Origin of the sequence: Actinomyces sp. HMSC075C01, assembly GCF_001812965.1 — a bacterium.
Lineage (GTDB): Bacteria > Actinomycetota > Actinomycetes > Actinomycetales > Actinomycetaceae > Actinomyces > Actinomyces acetigenes.
On sequence record NZ_KV810964.1, the window covers coordinates 1 to 17,407 of the forward strand.

The 17,407-nt window shown below is 69.5% G+C and carries 16 protein-coding genes and 1 tRNA gene; 13 read left to right on the forward strand and 4 right to left on the reverse strand.

The window, feature by feature from the left end; all coding sequences use genetic code 11:
• Positions 1-197, forward strand: a 197-nt coding sequence (locus HMPREF2883_RS02625; RefSeq protein WP_176747126.1) for an S-ribosylhomocysteine lyase, incomplete at its 5' end; no start/stop codon positions are given.
• Between the two features lie 219 nt (positions 198-416).
• Entirely contained in the window at positions 417-1,376 is a 960-nt protein-coding gene (locus HMPREF2883_RS02630; RefSeq protein ID WP_371080255.1) for an AlbA family DNA-binding domain-containing protein, read from the forward strand.
• 281 nt (positions 1,377-1,657) lie between these two features.
• Here HMPREF2883_RS02630 and HMPREF2883_RS02635 read toward each other — a convergent pair whose 3' ends face one another.
• On the reverse strand, positions 1,658-4,006 hold the full coding sequence (locus HMPREF2883_RS02635) for an MMPL family transporter (protein WP_070658857.1): 2,349 nt from the start codon (positions 4,004-4,006) through the stop codon (positions 1,658-1,660).
• A gap of 129 nt (positions 4,007-4,135) precedes the next feature.
• Here HMPREF2883_RS02635 and HMPREF2883_RS02640 point away from each other — a divergent pair, with 129 nt between their 5' ends.
• From HMPREF2883_RS02640 to mtnN, 3 genes are all read left to right on the forward strand, one after another.
• Positions 4,136-4,759, forward strand: coding sequence for a TetR/AcrR family transcriptional regulator (locus HMPREF2883_RS02640; RefSeq protein ID WP_070658911.1), 624 nt, complete (start codon positions 4,136-4,138; stop codon positions 4,757-4,759).
• A gap of 476 nt (positions 4,760-5,235) precedes the next feature.
• Positions 5,236-6,036: a hypothetical protein gene (locus HMPREF2883_RS02645; RefSeq protein ID WP_256277300.1), complete on the forward strand. Its 801-nt coding sequence runs from the start codon at positions 5,236-5,238 to the stop codon at positions 6,034-6,036.
• A gap of 358 nt (positions 6,037-6,394) precedes the next feature.
• Positions 6,395-7,138: a 5'-methylthioadenosine/S-adenosylhomocysteine nucleosidase gene (gene mtnN / locus HMPREF2883_RS02650; protein ID WP_070658859.1), complete on the forward strand. Its 744-nt coding sequence runs from the start codon at positions 6,395-6,397 to the stop codon at positions 7,136-7,138.
• Between the two features lie 108 nt (positions 7,139-7,246).
• Here mtnN and HMPREF2883_RS02655 read toward each other — a convergent pair whose 3' ends face one another.
• Positions 7,247-7,555 carry a thiamine-binding protein gene (locus tag HMPREF2883_RS02655; RefSeq protein ID WP_070658860.1) on the reverse strand — a complete coding sequence of 103 codons (309 nt, stop codon included), beginning with the start codon at positions 7,553-7,555 and terminating at the stop codon, positions 7,247-7,249.
• Positions 7,556-7,640: 85 nt separating this feature from the next.
• Between HMPREF2883_RS02655 and HMPREF2883_RS02660 the strand changes: the two genes are divergently transcribed.
• Positions 7,641-8,171 (forward strand): MerR family transcriptional regulator, encoded by a 531-nt coding sequence (locus HMPREF2883_RS02660; protein ID WP_070658861.1) that lies wholly within the window; start codon positions 7,641-7,643, stop codon positions 8,169-8,171.
• Positions 8,168-8,596 carry a carboxymuconolactone decarboxylase family protein gene (locus tag HMPREF2883_RS02665; protein WP_070658862.1) on the forward strand — a complete coding sequence of 143 codons (429 nt, stop codon included), beginning with the start codon at positions 8,168-8,170 and terminating at the stop codon, positions 8,594-8,596. The genes HMPREF2883_RS02660 and HMPREF2883_RS02665 overlap by 4 nt, the downstream gene beginning before the upstream one ends.
• Before the next feature lie 256 nt (positions 8,597-8,852).
• On the opposite strand, the gene HMPREF2883_RS02670 is transcribed toward HMPREF2883_RS02665, so the two are convergent.
• Positions 8,853-10,436 carry an aspartate:alanine exchanger family transporter gene (locus tag HMPREF2883_RS02670; RefSeq protein WP_070658863.1) on the reverse strand — a complete coding sequence of 528 codons (1,584 nt, stop codon included), beginning with the start codon at positions 10,434-10,436 and terminating at the stop codon, positions 8,853-8,855.
• Between the two features lie 271 nt (positions 10,437-10,707).
• On the opposite strand from HMPREF2883_RS02670, the gene HMPREF2883_RS02675 reads away from it, so the two are divergent.
• The 3 genes from HMPREF2883_RS02675 to HMPREF2883_RS02685 all read left to right on the forward strand — a co-directional run bounded on the left by HMPREF2883_RS02675 (position 10,708) and on the right by HMPREF2883_RS02685 (position 13,990).
• Positions 10,708-13,098: a carbon starvation CstA family protein gene (locus tag HMPREF2883_RS02675; RefSeq protein ID WP_070658864.1), complete on the forward strand. Its 2,391-nt coding sequence runs from the start codon at positions 10,708-10,710 to the stop codon at positions 13,096-13,098.
• Complete coding sequence (locus tag HMPREF2883_RS02680; protein WP_070658865.1) at positions 13,095-13,367, forward strand: CstA-like transporter-associated (seleno)protein; 273 nt, start codon at positions 13,095-13,097, stop codon at positions 13,365-13,367. The genes HMPREF2883_RS02675 and HMPREF2883_RS02680 overlap by 4 nt, the downstream gene beginning before the upstream one ends.
• 83 nt (positions 13,368-13,450) lie before the next feature.
• Positions 13,451-13,990 (forward strand): VanZ family protein, encoded by a 540-nt coding sequence (locus HMPREF2883_RS02685; protein ID WP_081384540.1) that lies wholly within the window; start codon positions 13,451-13,453, stop codon positions 13,988-13,990.
• 477 nt (positions 13,991-14,467) lie between these two features.
• Here HMPREF2883_RS02685 and HMPREF2883_RS02690 read toward each other — a convergent pair.
• Positions 14,468-14,551, reverse strand: a tRNA-Leu gene (locus HMPREF2883_RS02690).
• A gap of 257 nt (positions 14,552-14,808) precedes the next feature.
• Here HMPREF2883_RS02690 and HMPREF2883_RS02695 point away from each other — a divergent pair.
• From HMPREF2883_RS02695 to HMPREF2883_RS02705, 3 genes are read left to right on the forward strand one after another with little or no spacing between them, the layout of a single operon-like run.
• Positions 14,809-15,516 (forward strand): FhaA domain-containing protein, encoded by a 708-nt coding sequence (locus HMPREF2883_RS02695; RefSeq protein WP_003788601.1) that lies wholly within the window; start codon positions 14,809-14,811, stop codon positions 15,514-15,516.
• On the forward strand, positions 15,513-15,989 hold the full coding sequence (locus HMPREF2883_RS02700) for an FHA domain-containing protein FhaB/FipA (RefSeq protein ID WP_070658866.1): 477 nt from the start codon (positions 15,513-15,515) through the stop codon (positions 15,987-15,989). Before HMPREF2883_RS02695 ends, HMPREF2883_RS02700 begins: the two co-directional genes overlap by 4 nt.
• Positions 15,986-17,407 carry a PP2C family protein-serine/threonine phosphatase gene (locus HMPREF2883_RS02705; protein WP_070658867.1) on the forward strand — a complete coding sequence of 474 codons (1,422 nt, stop codon included), beginning with the start codon at positions 15,986-15,988 and terminating at the stop codon, positions 17,405-17,407. Before HMPREF2883_RS02700 ends, HMPREF2883_RS02705 begins: the two co-directional genes overlap by 4 nt.

Genomic DNA, 17,407 nt, shown 5'->3' on the forward strand with positions numbered 1-17,407 from the left:
TCATGCTGGGGGTGGGGACCGAGGAGTTCCTGCCGCTGCTGGAGGCGACCTTCCGCGACATCCTCTCCGCCCAGGAGGTGCCGGCGGCCAACGAGGTCCAGTGCGGCTGGGGGGCGAACCACTCGCTGGCCGCCGCCCAGGAGGCGGTGCGCGACTTCCTCGCCGCCCGCGAGGAGTGGACGCAGGTCATGGCCTGACACAGCCGCCAAGACCAGGAGCCGAGGAGAGGACAGTCCTCACAGTCTGACAACACCGGGCCCGGCACAGTGACGGGGTGAGACGTCGCGCCGTCGCCGGGCTCCGACGTCGGGCCCGGATCGACGGGGCCGGCACCGTATCCTGACGCTGTTCCGCACGCGCCCACTGGGACGCCAACCCACCGATTTCCCGAAAAGCGACGAGAAGCATTGACAACCATGGAGAGCACCGTCATCGCCAATCCCGCCAACCCCATCCTCATCTGGTGGGTCATCGCCCAGCCGCTGCTGCTCCTGCTGTCCTACCTCGTGGGACAGGTGACGCGGTTCCTGCTGCGCGGACGGGTCTCCGTGTCGGATGCGGAGGCCACGCTCATCGCACTCATCGGCCTGTGGCTGGGGCTGCTGCTGGCGGGGTGGATCTTCGACGAGGGCGACCTGTTCTCGGTCAAGATGCTGGCGACCTCCTGCGGCGTGGCAGTCGTGGTGCTGGTCGCGACCTCCGCGGTGCTGGCGCGCGTCCAGCACCGTCGCACCCTGCTGCCGATCGCGGAAGTCGCCCAGATGGGCGAGTCCGACCGCCTGGAGTTCAAGTCCTCGGCCCGCTGGAACCTGCGCACAGACAAGCGCGATGAGGCGATGGAGGAGATCGTGGCCAAGACGGTGGCGGCCTTCATGAACTCCGCGGGCGGCACGCTCCTGCTCGGCGTCGATGACGGCGGCAACCTCATTGGGCTCGGCCCCGACTACGCGACCCTCAAGCAGCCCGACGCCGACCGCTTCGAGCTGTGGCTGCGCGGCATGTGGCGCACGCGCATGGGCACGAACGCGGCGGCGCTGCCGCAGGTGGACTTCGCGCCCACACCGGACGGGACCGCGGAGGTGTGCCGGGTGACGGCGCCCCCGTCCCCGCTGCCGGTCTACCTCAAGCCGGCCAAGGGGCGCGACGGGGCGGCGCTGTGGGTGCGGGTCGGCAACTCGACGCGGCGCCTGGAGATAGACGACGCCGTCGACTACGTCATGCTGCGCTGGCCGCGGATCAACCACGTGGCCTGGCCGATCCGGCTGGGGAACTTCCTGCTGCGCCGCGACCAGTCCCGCCGGGCGCTGCCCATCAACCCGGCGGCGGCCGTCACCGCCGCCACGGGCTCCCGGGACGACGAGGGCGCCGGTCAGTAGGCCGTCGTAGACCACGAGCCGCCGGAACACAGCGGGCCCCGGGTCCTGGTGATGGGGCGCGGCAAGGCAAGGCCCAGCGGTGGGACGAAGCGAGGCCCGGTGGACCGGTCCAATGCGTGCGGGGACATCCTGCGCGGCCGGGGACGGGATTCCTGTCCCCGACGGCGTCGAATGCCCCCACCCGGAAGGACACGCACCCGGTCGCGCGCAATGTCCCCGGCGAGGGCGGGCCGGCAGCAATCCACCTGACCCGCCCTCGCCAGACACCGCGGCCACCAGTCTCAGGACACGACAGCGGCCTGCCTACCCTCGGCGTCCTCGGCGCCCTCAGAATCCTCGCCCTCATCGTCCGAGCAGTCCGTCACCGGTCGGGCGGACTGGCCGGCGCCGGCCTCCTCCTGCTCCAGCGCCTGCTCCAGGCCCTCCCCCTCGACGTCGACGACGGGGAGCAGCCGGTCCAGCCACGCCGGCAGCCACCAGGCCTTCTCCCCCAGCGCCGTCATGAGCGCGGGGATGAGGGTCATGCGCACGAGGAAGGCGTCGGCGGCGATCCCGACGGTCAGGCCGAGGGCGATGGGCTTGACGTACACGTTGTCGGTGTGGACGAAGGCCATGAAGACGCCGATCATGATGACGGCCGCCGCCACCACGACCTTCGCGCTGCCCTGGAACCCCGCCTCGACCGCCGCCACGGCCGCCTCACGGCGAGCCTCGGGCGTCGCGGCAGCCGCGTCACCGCGCCGTCGGGTCCACTCCTCGCGCATGCGTGAGACGAGGAAGACCTGGTAGTCCATGGCCAGCCCGAACAGGACTCCCATGACGATGACCGGCAGGAAGGAGATGACGGCACCGACCTTGGAGACCGCCAGGAGGTCGGCCGCCCAGCCCCAGCCGAAGACGGCGCCCACGGCCCCCATGCCCGCACCCAGTGACAGCAGGTACCCGAGGGTCGCGGTCACGGGAACGGCGATGGAGCGGAAGACCACCATGAGGAGGATGAGCGAGAGGCCCACCACCACGATGCCAAAGGGGATGAGGGCGGCGTTGAGCTCCTCGGCGACGTCGATCGCGACGGCGGTCTGGCCGGTGACCATGACGTTGGTGAGTCCGTAGCGGCTCTCGTAATCACCGGCGTGGGAACGGATGTTGCGCACGAGCTCCATCGTGGAGGGGTCGGTCTGCGACTTCTCGGGGCGGAGCTGGACGAAGGCGAGCGTCCCGTCCTCGTTGGGAGTGGCCAGGGAGACTCCCTCGACACCGTCGAGCTGGGAGAGGTCATGGGCCAGGCCCTGGACGGCGGCGACCGAACCGGAGGGCTGAGAGACGTCGGCGATCACGACGATCGGGGAGTTGTAGCCCTCGCCGTAGGCCGCGGCGACGGCGTCGTAGGTCTCGCGCTGCTGCGTCCCCTTCTCGGCGAAGCCGTTGTCGGTCAGGGCCAGGCGCAGGCCGCTGGCGGGGACGGCGCACAGTCCCAGGAGGACGACGACGGCGCCGATGGTCACCCAGGGGCGGCGGGTCACCGTGCGCACCCAGCGGGACGCCGGCCTCCGGTCCGCGTCCGCACCGACGTCGGCGGCCTTGCGGCGACGCGGGAGCAGGCGCTGACCGAGGAGGCCGATGAGTGCGGGGACGACCGTCAGGGCCACGAGCACGGCCACCGCCACGACCGCCGCCGAGGCCAGGCCCATCGTGGTCAGGAACCTGATGCCGGCCACGCTCAAACCGCACAGGGCCACGATGACCGTGGTGCCGGCGAAGACGACGGCCCCTCCGGAGGTGGCGGTGGCCCGCCCGGCGGCCTCGGCCGGATCGACGCCGTCGGCGAGGTACTCGCGCGCCCGCGAGACGATGAACAGGGCGTAGTCGATGCTGACCGCCAGTCCGATCATGACGGCCAGGACCGGGGTGGTGGAGTTGATGTCGGTGATGCTCGCCGTCGCGAGGATGCCGAGCATGCCGACGCCCACTCCGACGGCGGCGGCGACGAGCGGGGTACCCGCGGCTGCGAGGGAGCCGAAGGTGATGAGCAGGACGATCGCGGCGATGGCGACGCCGACGAGCTCAACGGCGGAGATGCCGATCCCCACCTCCTGGTCGATGTTGCCGCTGCGCTGGACCGTCAGAGACGGGTCCATGGCCTCGGCGCGCTCGGCAAGGGTGTCGAGGTCCTGGGCGACGGTCTTGGCCTTCGGCGTGGTTCCGGTGGTGATGGAGCCGACCGAGGCGTCCGTCTGCACCTGGACGAGCACGTGGGTGCCGTCGGCGGAGACGGTTGGCGCGACCCCGGCGGCCTTGTCCCCGAAAGGTGGGGAGACCGTGGCGACGCCGTCGATCTGTGAGGCCCGAAGGGCGAAGGCGTTGACCGCCGGGGCGTGGTTCTCGATGCGGCCGTTGGAGCTGGTGATGAGGACCTGCTCGCTGGTGCCGGCCGCCTGGGGCAGCCGGTCGGAGAGGACTTCCAGGCCCCGCATCGACTCGGTGCCGGAGATGGTGAAGGTGTCGTCGAGCTGGATGCCGGTAGTGGCGACAACGCCGCCGAGGGCAGCGATGAGCAGCACCCAGGCGGCGAGGACCCGGGTGGCGTGACGAGCGCACCATCGCCCCAGGGATAAGAGGAAGTTGGACATGGCAGGCCTTCCAGAAGGTACGGAGATGATCGAATTCGATACGCAAACGTACTGGATACATTCATGTATTGAAACCCAGGACGTTGTGACTCCTCGCACCCCCACGGCGCCGGTATGGTGGGCGGTCTCATGACACCGAGCACCGACCCGCCCGCCGCCGAGCGCACGCTGCGCAAGCGGGAGAACACCCGCGCCCGCCTCATCGAGGCGGCTGCGGACATCGTTGCCTCCAAAGGCATCGCCAGCACTCGCATTGACGACGTCGTCAAGCAGGCCGGCTTCACCCGGGGCGCCTTCTACTCCAACTACTCCTCGCTCCAGGACATCCTCACCGAGGCCATCGTCACGCGCTCCAACACCTTGCTGTCACGGGTCACGCAGGCCATCGACTCCTTCGAGGGCTCCCCCACGATGGACTCGCTCATGGAGCTGCTCAAGGCCATCCGCCCCGAGGCCCGCACTATCTACCTGCTGACCACGGAGTACTCCCTCTTCCAGCTGCGCAACCCCGACAGCCCGACGATCCCCGGCACAGCGCGCGCCGATTTCACCGCCAGACTGTCCGGGACGGTTGAGAAGGTTCTCGCCCGCATGGGGCGCCGCCCCACCGTCCCCACGGCGAGCCTGGCCGATATCGTCAGCCTGCTCTTCATGGACTCGATCGCCGCGAACATCGACTGTGGCAGGCTGCGCGACCTCATCGAGGCGGTCATCATCGGGCTGAGCACGCCGACGCAAGCCGGCGACGCCTGACGTCGCCCCGCACCAGAGCTTGCCTCCTGGCGAAGCGAGGATTCCACCCCGACAGAAGGCCACCGCCCCACCAACCCCCACTGCACGCTCTCTACAGCGCCTCGACAGAGCTGCCGTGCGGCGAATCTGTCCAGATGGGACGACTTTGAATCACGGCACCCGCACCGCGGTTTGCAAAAGCCCAGGTCATCGCCCTGTTACTTCCTGATCGTGGCTGCGATCGGCCGTCAAAGCCGTCCCCTCTGGACAAAACGGACACACCTCAGTCCACAACCCCCCACTCCAACAAGGCACGTTTTGACGATGTTTGACATCATTTACGTATGGATAAGTCATCCAGGATCGAGGGACTGCTGGCGCGTCTCGCCGCTCACCAGGGAGCAGCGCGCCTGAGCACGCTGTGCAGCACGCGGACCGAGCGTCGTCTGGTTGCCCGAGCCGCCGCCGACGGGCTCGTCACTCTTCACCCGAACCACGTGGCCGCGCTGAAGGGCGCCGATCCTCGTTTCATCCTCTGCCGACGCATCAGGGGTGTCGTCACCTGCGCCCACGCGATGCAGCACTACGGCCTACCGCTGCAATCAGCGCCCACAACGTTGCATATCGCCATCCCCTGCAACCAGGGTCACATACCGGACGCAATCGGACGCGTCGTCACCCATCGGTTGAGTGGACTCATTCTGCCCGCCGCAGATGCGGCACCGGTGGCACCCGTGGAGCAGGCACTCATCTGTTACCTGCGTTGTGCGGATGAGCTTGATGCACTCATCGCGCTCGATGCGGCCCTTCGACTTGGCCTGACGACCCGTTCTCAGCTTGAGAGCCTCCTACGGGGTCCGCGAAACCACCGCTCCCGCACGCTTGTGTCGCGGTCGCTCCCCGATGCCCGCTCTCTTCTGGAGACGATCGCTCGTTACGAGCTGGAAGAGGCGGGATACCGGCCGGCAACGGCAGTGTTCGTCCCGGGCGTTGGAGAGGTGGATCTGGTGCTGACAACTCATCCACACGACCTCATCCCCGGTCTCACGCCCGACACCAAGGCGCTTCGAGCAGACAGTCACCCAGCACTTCTCATCGAGACGGACGGCTACGCCTTTCACTCCTCCCATCTCGACTGGGAGCACGACCACCTGCGCGACCAGGCCGCACTCACCGCGAGTCACGTTCCAGTGCGTCTGACTAGCCAACAGGTCCTCCAGCACAACACGGTCGAAATTGTCGCCCCCATCGCCATGCGCATGGGGATCACCCCGATCATCCCGCTCCAGGCAGGGTGATGGCGCTCTTACCTCATAGGTTCCGAGTGCGACGAGCACGGCAGACGAACCGGAGGGAACCGTCACCTGGATCGTTGGCGGGCGCATCCCGCCGTATCTACCCCGCCCAGGAACCAGACGCCCCAGCTCTTGACCCGCGGGCATGTGACGGCAGCATGTCTTCAGAGCAACGACACCGGCAAAGTCACCATGCAGCGATTCTGTCCATCTGGGACGACTTTGAATCACGGCAGCCGCACCGCGGTTGACAAAAGCCCAGGTCATCGCCCTGTTACTTCCTGCTAGTGGCTGCGATCAGCCGCCAAAGTCGTCCCATCTGGACACTTTCAGGGCTCGGCCACCCCTGTAGGCTCCGCGTGTGAGTCGCACCTGTGCCGCGCCCGTCATCGTCTCCTGCGCCATGGCCGAGGAGGTCCAGCCCTTCCTCGACGCCCTGCCCGAGCGCGCGGCGGCCCAGGCCCCGACCCTGCCGGGGGCCGCACGCGCCTGGTCCCTCCAGCTTCCCGGCGACGAGCGCGAGCTCATCGTGGTGCGCAGCGGCATCGGGCTCGTGGCGGCTGCGAGCGCGCTGGCGACGGTCCTGGCCCGGGTCCGTCCCAGCGCCGTCATCTCGGCGGGAACCACCGGCGGACTCGGCCGGCAGGTCGAGGTCGGCGACGTGTGCGCCTCGGCGAGCCTGGCCTACACCGACGCCGACGCCACCGCCTTCGGCTACGCCCGCGGCCAGACCCCGGGCCAGCCAGAAACCTTCACCGGCGACCCGGCTTTGCTGGAGCGTCTGGAGCAGGTGGGCCAGGAGGCCCTGCGCGGCGCTACCGCGTCGTCGGGCTCGGCGCGGCTGCGCGTCGGTCAGATGCTGGCCGGCAACTCCTTCGTGACGGCGGCGAACGTGGCCGACACCCGCGAGGTCTTCCCCACAGCACTGAGCACGGACATGGAGTCGACAGCGCTGGCGCAGGTGGCGGCGGGCGCTGGCATCCCCTTCGTCTCGGTGCGCGGCGTGTCCGACCTGTGCGGCCCCGAGGCGGGCCAGGACTTCCACATCGCCGCCGAGGAGGCCGCCGCCCGCAGCGCCGCGGTCGTCCTGGCTCTGCTCGGATGAGTCGCTGACACCCCGCGCCTCCCTCCCCACCCACACTTCGACAGAATCTTCAGAATCGACCCGGAGCCGCGTCGTTTGTGAAGTTTTGGTCGGTTTGCCGGGCGCCGCTCAGTCGGCCTGGCGCAGGCGGGCCTCGACGCGCTCGACCTTCGCGGTCATCTGGCCGGTCCAGCCGGGGCGGATGTCGGCCTTGAGGACGAGCGCCACGCGCGGGCTCACCTCGGCGACCGCCTCGCAGGCCCGTTTGACCACGTCCATGCACTCGTCCCACTCGCCCTCGACCGTGGTGAACATCGAGGTCGTCTCACGGGGCAGGCCGGAGTCGCGCACCACGCGCACAGCCCGGGCCACCGCCTCGGAGACAGACCCGTCGGGAGCGTCAGTAGTGGTCGGGGACACGGAGAAGGCGACAAGCATGCGGCCAGGCTAGCCTCGCGCCGCCCGGACCGCCGCTCCAAGCGTTCTTGCCTTCGAGCGCACTCGAAGCTCTACGGTCTCAGGCATGACCAGCACGATCGCCCCAGGCAGCGGGCCCGACGACGCCCGGCTCCGCGAGGTGCTGCGGCTCGCCTCCGTCCCACGCAGCGACGACATCGGACCGGCGGCCGGGCCCGGTGCGGCCGGATGGGACATCGCAACCACCGCCGACCGCCTGGGAGTCAGCGCCCACACGCTGCGCTACTACGAGCGGATCGGGCTCGTGCGGGTCGGGCGCGACGCCTCCGGGTACCGCCGCTACGACGCCACGGCCGTACGGCGCCTGGTCTTTCTTACCCGGATGCGTACCTCGGGCATGACGATCAGCAACCTGCAGCGCTATGTCGACATGGTCGAGGCCGGTCGGGACACGGTATCCGAGCGCCTGGCCATGCTCACCGAGCACCGCCGTGTCCTGCGCACCCGGATCGATGAGCTCCAGCTCGCCCTGTCCGCCACCGACTACAAGATCGCCGCCTACACGCGGGAGCTGCAGGAGCAGGCCACCGCACACGACATCGACACCTTCGACACTGACAAGGAGAACCCCTCATGACCGCTGAGACCACTCACCCCCAGCACGACGTCAACAGCCCCGAGAACCTGGCCCGGCGCGAGCGCGGCCTGGAGGTCGCCCGCTCGGTCGACGGCGAGGCCGCCCGGGCCGTCATCGACTCCCTGGCGGACATCAGTCCGGCGCTCGGCCACCACATCGCGGCCTTCGGCTTCGGGGACGTCTACGCCCGCCCCGGCCTGGACCCGCGCAGCCGCCAGCTCGTCACGATCGGCGTGCTCACAGCCCTGGGTGGCTGCGAGCCGCAACTGAGGATCCACATCGGGGCTGCGCTCAACGTGGGGCTGACCCGCGAGGAGATCGTCGAGGCGATCCTGCACGCCTCGGTCTACGCCGGCTTCCCGCGGGCGCTCAACGCCACCTTCGTGGCCCGCGAGGTCTTCGCCGAGCGCGACGCCGCCGACTGATCGTCCGCATCGGCCCGTATCACGCGGCCTCAGCAGGTCGCGACAGAGGCGTACGTGTCCAAATCTGTGACAAAGAGGTCCAAGCACCTTTTACTGAGCAGCAGGAACCGCAGGACCATGCGGTTTCATCTGACACGCTCAGCGCCTGCCCCCGCCTTTGTCACAGATTTGGACACCGTTACGTTCCTCGGCGCCAGATCGACAGCCGATTACGTCACCGGCACTCCGCACCATCATCGCGACCCGATGCACGCACCTACAGCGCCACGAGGACCTGAACCATGACGATCTTGACGACGATGGCCAGGGCGAACAGGGTCGCGTAGCCGGCCTCAATGCGCTCGTCATCGCGTTTGGACAGGGCGAAGGCGAGGATCGCGGGCTGCCCGACGAGCCCGGCCAGGCCGCCGGCGGCGCGCTGCGCGGACACCCCGGCCCACCGCGCCCCGGCCAGCAGGATGATCGCGTTGACTGCCACGATGAGCGCGGCGAGCACCCCCACCTTGAGCCCCGTCATCGAGAAGGCCGAGGCCGCGAAGTCCGGCCCCGAGGCCAGCCCGATCGCGGCCAGGAAGAACAGCAGTCCCAGCTGCCGGATGGTGGAGTTGGCGGCATGCGGCAGCCCCCACACGAAGGGCCCGGTGCGCCCCACCCACCCCAGGACCATGCCGACGACGAGCGGCCCGGCCGCCACCCCGAGCCGCAGGGTGATGCCGCCGGGCAGCGGAATCGCCACCAGCCCCAGGAGCACGCCGAGCGCCATGCCTACCCCGACGGAGAAGGCATCGATCTGGGCGATGGAGCGCTCGGAGTCGCCGAACCAGTCGGCGGCCTTCTCCAGCTCGTCACTGGGGACGACCGCCAGCACCCGGTCGCCGAGCTCCAGGACGAGGTCCTCACGGGCCAGCAAGTCCAGGTCGCCGCGCTTGACGCGGGTGATGACGCCCTGGAAGCGCCCGGGCATGTCCACCTCGGCGATGGTGCGCCCGGCCACCCGCGTCGAGGAGACGGTCAGGCGCCGGAAGTCGACGACGGTGCGGTCCTTGGCCAGGCACTTGTTGAGCCCGGTGCCCAGGTCGTGCACGGCGGACTCGACGGCGGACGGCGCCCCGACGATGACGACCTTGTCCCCGGGCAGCAGCTCCTCACCGGGGGCCACGACCCGGGTCTCGCCGTCGCGCTCCAGGTAGGAGATGCGGATGCTGCCCTCCTTGAAGGCCTTCATCTCGCCGAGGGCCACCCGCTGGAGGAGGTAGACGCTGGTGGCGGTGATGCCGTCGGCGCTGGCGGGCCGCGGGTCGCGCCGCCCGGGCCAGGTGCGCCCCACGACCCCGGCCACGATGAGGATGGCGACGGCGACGCCCACGGGGTAGGCCAGGGCGTAGCCGACGGCGGGCTCCTGGGTGCCGGCCGCCTCGATGGCGGCGTCGAGCACCGGCGAGGTCAGGGCCCCCGCGTAGGCGCCGGAGTCCATGGCGGGGCTCACGCCGGCCAGGTGGGAGTAGAGGCCGCCCGCCGCGCCGGCGATCACGAGCGCGACGACGCACAGGGCCATGAGCGGCAGCTGCCTGCGCAGGTCGCGGAAGAAGGTGTTGCCGGCGGCCAGGCCCACGGTGTAGCAGAACAGGGCCAGGCCGAGGCTTCGCAGCAGGGTGAGGTTCGCGCCCAGCCGGGGGTCGAGGGCGCCTACCGCGAGGCCCACGAAGAGTGCCCCGGCGGCACCGAAGCGGATCGGCCCCAGCGGGATCTGCCCTGCTGCGGTCCCCAGGCCGATGACGAGGAAGACGGTGAGGATCGGCGCCTGCGCAAGGACGTCGAGGACGGGATGGAGCACGGACACGACGCCAGGTTAGCCGCAGGCCCCGGGCACCCCGAACCCCGCGCACCGGTCCCGGCCCGGGCTCGCCGGCGTCATGCGCGACGCCGCACAGCAGCCACCGGAAGCATTGTTCAATAGGTGGGATAAATGGTGCTGATATCAAGGCCGAGATGCGAACTCCCCGCCGCCGGACTCGCTATTGCTTCCCTTCTGCGAGCGGGAGGAATACCCTGGACGAGTCACCGAGGACGATGACCTCGTACCTTTTCTCGACGACGAGAGCGGAATCCCGATGCCCCAGAAAGAAGCCTCTCTGCCCACCTACTCACCGCAGGAGGAGAAGCGGATCATCCGCAACGCCGCCGGCGTCCCCGTCGGCATACGTCCTGACAATCGATGGACACCCGCGCGGATCGCCACCTGGGTGGCCATCACCGCCCTGGGCGTCCTGGGGTGGTGGATGCTGGCGATTGTGCGCGGCGAGCATGTCAACACCATCTGGTTCGTGGTCACCGCCGTGTGCACCTACGCGATCGGATACCGCTTCTACGCCCTTTACATCCAGCGGCGCATCATGCGCCCCGACGACACCAACGCCACCCCGGCCGAGCGCATCAACAACGGGCGCGACTTCGACCCCACCCACCGTGTCGTCCTCTACGGCCACCACTTCGCGGCGATCGCCGGCGCCGGCCCGCTGGTCGGCCCGGTCCTGGCCGCCCAGATGGGATACCTGCCCGGCACTCTGTGGATCATCATCGGCGTGCTCGTGGCCGGCGCCGTCCAGGACATGCTCGTCCTGTTCTTCTCCATGCGCCGCGGCGGCCGCTCCCTGGGCCAGATGGCCACTGACGAGATCGGCAAGGTCGGCGGCATCGTGGCCACCGTCGTCGTGTTCGTCATGCTCATGATCGTCCTGGCGGTCCTGGCCATGGTCTGCGTCAACGCCCTGGCGGCCTCCCCCTGGGGCGTCTTCTCGGTGGGCATGACGATCCCGATCGCCATCGCGATGGGCCTGTGGCTGCGCTTCGTCCAGCCCGGCAAGATCACGCAGGTCTCCTTCGTCGGCTTCGGCCTGCTCATCGCCGTCATCATCGGCGGGCGCTGGGTGGCCGAGTCCTCCTTCGGCCGCTACCTGCACCTGTCCCCCACCACCCTGGTGTGGGCGATGATCATCTACGGCTTCCTGGCCGCGGTCCTGCCGGTGTGGGTCCTGCTCACCCCGCGCGACTACCTGTCGACCTTCATGAAGGTCGGCACCATCACGATCCTGGCCCTGGGCATCATCATCGTGCGCCCCCTGGTGGAGATGTCCGCCGTCACCGAATTCGCCTTCAACACCGCGGGCCCCGTCTTCGCCGGCACCCTGTTCCCCTTCCTGTTCATCACCATCGCCTGCGGTGCCCTGTCCGGCATGCACGCCATGGTCTCCTCGGGAACCAGCCCCAAGATGGTGGAGAAGGAGACCCAGGTCCGCATGATCGGCTACGGCGGCATGCTCATGGAGTCCTTCGTGGCCATCATGGCGCTGGCGGCCGCGGTCTCCCTGAGCCCGGGCATCTACTTCTCCATGAACACCTCGACGGCGACCATGAACAAGCTCGCCGGCCCCGAGACGGTGGCCGCAGCCCCCTGCAAGACCACCAACGACCCCGAGCACCACTGCGAGAAGCTCGCCGAGGCCGCCGTCGCCAAGCTCGGCGTCACCGACGCCCAGGGCCGCAAGCCCACCCCCGAGTGGGACTCCTGGGACGATCAGGGCAACCCCAAGACCTACACGGGCGCTGAGGCCCTGGAGCGCCTGGCCAGCGACGTCGGCGAGCCCAACGTCGTCTCGCGCACTGGCGGCGCCCCCACCCTGTCGGTGGGTATCGCCCACATCCTCCACCAGATCGGCGGAGGCCGGGCCATGATGGGCTTCTGGTACCACTTCGCCATCATGTTCGAGGCCCTGTTCATCCTCTCGGCCGTCGACGCCGTCACCCGCGTGGCCCGCTTCCAGCTCTCCGACGCGCTGGGCAACGCCTTCCCCAAGTTCAAGGACCCCTCCTGGCACGTGGGTGCCTGGGGGACCACGGCAGTCGTCGTCGCCTCCTGGGGTGCACTGCTCCTCATGGGTGTGACCGACCCGCGCGGCGGCATCCAGACGCTCTATCCGCTGTTCGGTATCGCCAACCAGCTCATCGCGGCCGTGGCCCTGCTGGTGGTCACCGTCATGGTGGTGCGCAAGGGCTACACGAAGTGGGTGTGGATCCCCGCGATCCCACTGGTCTTCGACACGGCCGTCACCTTCACGGCCTCGTGGCAGAAGATCTTCTCCACCGACCCGCTCGTGGGCTACTTCCAGCAGCATCGTGAGGCCGTGGCCAAGCTGGGCACGCTCACCGACCCGGGCAAGATCGAGGAGACCCGGGCCATCGTGCGCAACACGATGATCCAGGGGACGCTGTCGGTCGTCTTCCTGGTCATGGTGGCCTTCGTCATGGTCTGTGCCCTCATCCGCATCGTCCAGACGATCCGCAACGGGGACACGACGACGTCGGAGGACCCGTACCAGGAGTCCAACTTCTACGCGCCCGAGACGATGATCGCCTCCTCCCTCATGAAGAAGGTCTCCCGGGAGTACGAGCAGGTGGGCGACCCGGCCCTCATCCCGCACAAGGCCCACGCGGAGAAGTCATGACACCTCCTCCTTCGACGCCGCAGCCGGCGGATCGGGTGAGCGCCCGACGTCGGGTCCGCCAGGTCCTGAGCCGGGCCCGCACCCTGTGGCGGGACATGACCGGGGAGTCCGCCTATGACCGCTACCTGGAGCGCTACGCCCGCGAGCACGCACAGTGCCCCGCCCACGGCCCGGGGCACGGCTCTGAGCACGGCCCCATGAGCGAGCGCGAGTTCTGGCGCGCCCGGGCCAAGCAGGCCGAGACGGAGATCAACGCCAGCTGCTGCTGAGCCGGGACACGCTCCTGCGCTCTGTTGTGCTCTGATCGTTACCGCTCGCCTTCCGGGATTCCCGGACGGCGGGCGGTAACGTCGTGAGCGTGCCTGCCCAGCAGCCCGCGCCCGACGCACTGACGTCCGCCGACTCCCCCGACACCTCCCGGGGGACGACACCGGCGTCGGCCGGCCGCGCCACGGTCCCGAACCCGCCCACGCCCCTCCCTCCGAGCACCTCCCCTTACGAGCGGATCGCCCGCGTCGCGGCGGTCATCCTCCTGGCCATTGTCTGCGTGGCGGTCGTGTGGCCCTCCGGGCGCGAGGTCGCCGAGCTCAAGGACGCCGTGGGACCGGCTTTCCTCAGCTCCGAGGGCAAGGACGTCGTCCTCAACCTGGTGATGCTGGCTCCGGTCACCTTCTGCGCGGTCGCGGGCTGGCGGGACATCCCCTGGTGGATGTGGGCGCTGGTGGGCTGCGTGGTCGGGCTGAGCGCCGAGGTGCTTCAGAGCCTCCTGCCGATGCTGGAGCGGCGCCCCTCGCTGGCCAATGTCGGCCAGAACGCCGTCGGTGCCTGGGCCGGGGCCCTGGCCGCCTGGTACCTGCTGCGCCGCCTGCACCCCCGGCCCGTCTCCGCCTGACTCCCCTGTCATCACTGGAACGACGCCGCACCGCCACGCGCGGACTGCGTTGACTCAAGGGCGGGGACGTCAGGCACCATGCGCGCACTGCACGAGGGTGGGGTGCTACTGAAAGAGGGTCGGGGGTACTTCGGGTAGGTGGGGCCCTCGTGCAGTACGCACAACCCGTGGCCAGTAGATCCCGACCCTCGTGGAGTAGGCCGGCCCGCGGCCCGGTGTCCACCAGGCTGACATTGGCGGCCCCGCCATCGAAGCGTCCAGAGGGAATCCTTGGAATTCCGGGATTTCTCTGCTCCGTGCGGCACCGGCACAAGGCCAATGTCAGCTCTGTGGACACTGACGCCCCGTCAGGCCTCATCCATCGCCCCACCCGCAGCCTTCAACGCAACCGGCACGCCGACCCGCACTGCGGACCGAGCACGGAGACCCCGAGACGGCGAAAGGCCCGGACCATGTGGCCCGGGCCTTTCCATTCTGTGCGCGGGGGGGGACTCGAACCCCCATGATCGTAAGATCACACGGACCTGAACCGTGCGCGTCTACCAATTCCGCCACTCGCGCGAGAAGCGAGCATGAGACTAGCCTGCCATCCCGGCCCGCGTCCAATCCTCACCGTCATATCCGGCCGTGAGACCGCTCACGACACAATTACCTCACACAGAGGGGGCCGTCTTCCCTGCGATGGCTTCGCTACCGTTACGATGGGAACGGTATCGACCTGCACGCAGGTCCGTGCAGGCCCATAGCGAGGCGGGACAGTCCCGTCTCCCGGCTCCATCCCGGGGGCCGCCACACCAAATTTGGGGGAGGTACTGTCCATGGGATTCCTGGACAAGTTCGAGAAGGGCGTCGAGAACGTCACGAACCGCGCCATGTCCCGTTTCTCGGACGACATCGAGCCCATCGAGATCGCTTCGAAGCTCCGCGAGACCATGGACAAGCGCGCCGCGTCCTTCGCCCGCGACCGCTCCGTGGTTCCCAACATCTTCCGCATCCACCTCACCCCGCCGAGCATCGAGCGCATCACCGCCTGGGGCCAGGACGAGATGGTGCGTCAGATGGAGGAGGTCGCCACCTCGCACGCCGCGGACCAGGGCTACTCCTTCGTCGGCCCGGTCGAGGTCTCCTTCCTCGTCAACAACAACCCCAACGCCCCGGCGATCGAGATCGAGTCCTCCACGCGGCGCGGCGCCGCCGCCCCGGCCGCCTCCGCCACCGCCACCCCGGCGCACCCGATCGTCGACATCAACGGCCAGCGCTACCTGCTCACCGGGCCGGTCACCGTCATCGGGCGCGGCTCGGAGGCGGACATCATCGTCGATGACTCCGGCGTCTCCCGCCGTCACCTGGAGATCCGCCTGACGCACGGCAACGCCATCGCCAGCGACCTGGGATCCACCAACGGAACCTTCGTCGAGGGCCAGCGGGTTGACGCCGTCACGCTCGTGGACGGCAACACTCTCACCATCGGCCGCACCCAGATCCTGTTCTGGGATGGCACCCAGAACAGCGGAGTCAACGGTTGAGCGCACTCGCCTTCACGATCCTGCGGCTGGGCTACCTGGTCCTGCTGTGGTTCTTCCTGTACCTCATCGTGCGCGTCATGCGCCGCGATATGGCCGACTCCCCCGTCGCCGGCCCGTCACGTCGACGCTCCATGGGCGGCTCCGAGCAGCCCTCGGGCCCTCCCCCCAGGGGGCGACGTCGCAGCGCCACCCGCCTGGTCATCACCGAGGGTCCCCTGGCCGGATCGACCGTGCCCCTGAGCCCCTCGTCGATCATCATCGGCCGCTCGCCCTCCTGCACCCTGGTCCTCGACGACTCCTACGCCTCATCGCGCCACGCCCGCGTCTTCCCCAAGGACGGCACCTGGTGGCTGGAGGACCTCGGATCCACCAACGGAACCATGATGGACGGCCGCCCCGTGCACGGCGCCGTGGAGCTCCCCATGAACATTCCTGTCAGAATCGGCCAAACGACGCTGGAGCTGCGCTCATGACCATCTCCCTGCGCTTCGCCGCGCGCTCCGACGTCGGCCTGGTCCGCCAGTCCAACCAGGACTCGGGCTACGCCGGCCCCCACCTGTGCCTCCTGTGCGACGGGATGGGCGGACCGGCGGGCGGAGACATCGCCTCGGCGGTCGCCGTCGAGCACCTCATGCCCCTGGACGCCGACTCCCACCAGGCCGGCGAGCTGCTGGGCCTCATGCGCGACGCCGTCCAGGCCGCCCACACCGAGCTCGTCACCCTGTCCTCGCAGGACCCCGACCTCGCCGGCCTGGGCACCACCTGCATCGGCGTCATGCGCAGCGGCAACAAGCTCGCCATGGTCCACGTGGGCGACTCGCGCGCCTACATGCTGCGCGACGGCACCCTCACCCAGGTCACCACCGACCACACCTTCGTGGAGTACCTCGTGGAGACCGGGCGCCTCACGCGGGACCAGGCCCGCCAGCACCCGCAGCGCTCGGTCCTCCTGCGCGTCCTGGGGGACACCGAGGGCGAGGTGCAGCTCGACGAGTCGATCCGCGAGGCCGTTCCCGGCGACCGCTGGCTGCTGTGCTCCGATGGTCTGAGCGGCCCGGTGACCGCTGAGACCATCGGCGAGGTCCTGGCCGGCGTCGCCGACCCCGGTCAGGCCGCCGACCAGCTCATCGACCTGGCCCTGCGCGCCGGCGGACCGGACAACGTCACCGCCGTCGTCTTCGACGTCGTCAAGGACGACCCCGAGCCCCAGACCGTCCCGCAGGTGGTGGGCAGCGCCGCCACCGAGCGCCTGGCCCAGGAGCGTGCCGCCGCCGCCCACCGCGCGGGCGACGGGCAGGCCGAGGACAAGGACTCCGAGGCCGCCAGCCCCGCCGCCAAGGCCGCGGCCCTCATGGCCACCCTGGAGGACAAGCCCGAGGCCGCCTCCGCCAAGGAGTCCTCCGAGGTCAACGAGGCCATCGCCGCCGAGGCCGCCACCCAGGAGAAGGCCCGACGCCGTCACCGCCGTCGGGTCCTCGTGGGCAGCCTCGTCCTGCTGGCCACGCTCGTCGGTGCCGGCGCCCTGTTCTACCGCTGGACCCAGACCCGCTACTACGTCTCCACCTACAAGGGCGAGGTCGCCATCTACCAGGGGATCCCCCAGTCCGTCGGCCCGCTCAAGCTGAGCCACTCGGTCAAGACCTACGCGGACCTGCCCGTGGAGGCCCTCGACCACAACATCCGCGAGCGCCTGCAGGCCACCGTCACCCAGCCGTCGATGAGTGACGCGGAGACCTACGTGGACAAGACGGTCCGCTCCTACCGCAAGCAGGCCCCCGCCCCGCAGGGCACCTCGAGCCCCACGGCCAAGCCCTCATCCTTGCCCTCCTCCACCCCGTCGCCTGCCCCTGCCACACCGACCCAGCCCGCGAAACCCGGGCAGGAGGGGTGA

Coding starts and splice junctions, on each gene's coding strand:
- HMPREF2883_RS02630 (WP_371080255.1), top strand. CDS start 417: ATGGAGAGCACCGTCATCGCCAATCCCGCCAACCCCATCCTCATCTGG.
- HMPREF2883_RS02635 (WP_070658857.1), bottom strand. CDS start 4,006: ATGTCCAACTTCCTCTTATCCCTGGGGCGATGGTGCGCTCGTCACGCC.
- HMPREF2883_RS02640 (WP_070658911.1), top strand. CDS start 4,136: ATGACACCGAGCACCGACCCGCCCGCCGCCGAGCGCACGCTGCGCAAG.
- HMPREF2883_RS02655 (WP_070658860.1), bottom strand. CDS start 7,555: ATGCTTGTCGCCTTCTCCGTGTCCCCGACCACTACTGACGCTCCCGAC.
- HMPREF2883_RS02660 (WP_070658861.1), top strand. CDS start 7,641: ATGACCAGCACGATCGCCCCAGGCAGCGGGCCCGACGACGCCCGGCTC.
- HMPREF2883_RS02665 (WP_070658862.1), top strand. CDS start 8,168: ATGACCGCTGAGACCACTCACCCCCAGCACGACGTCAACAGCCCCGAG.
- HMPREF2883_RS02675 (WP_070658864.1), top strand. CDS start 10,708: ATGCCCCAGAAAGAAGCCTCTCTGCCCACCTACTCACCGCAGGAGGAG.
- HMPREF2883_RS02680 (WP_070658865.1), top strand. CDS start 13,095: ATGACACCTCCTCCTTCGACGCCGCAGCCGGCGGATCGGGTGAGCGCC.
- HMPREF2883_RS02695 (WP_003788601.1), top strand. CDS start 14,809: ATGGGATTCCTGGACAAGTTCGAGAAGGGCGTCGAGAACGTCACGAAC.
- HMPREF2883_RS02705 (WP_070658867.1), top strand. CDS start 15,986: ATGACCATCTCCCTGCGCTTCGCCGCGCGCTCCGACGTCGGCCTGGTC.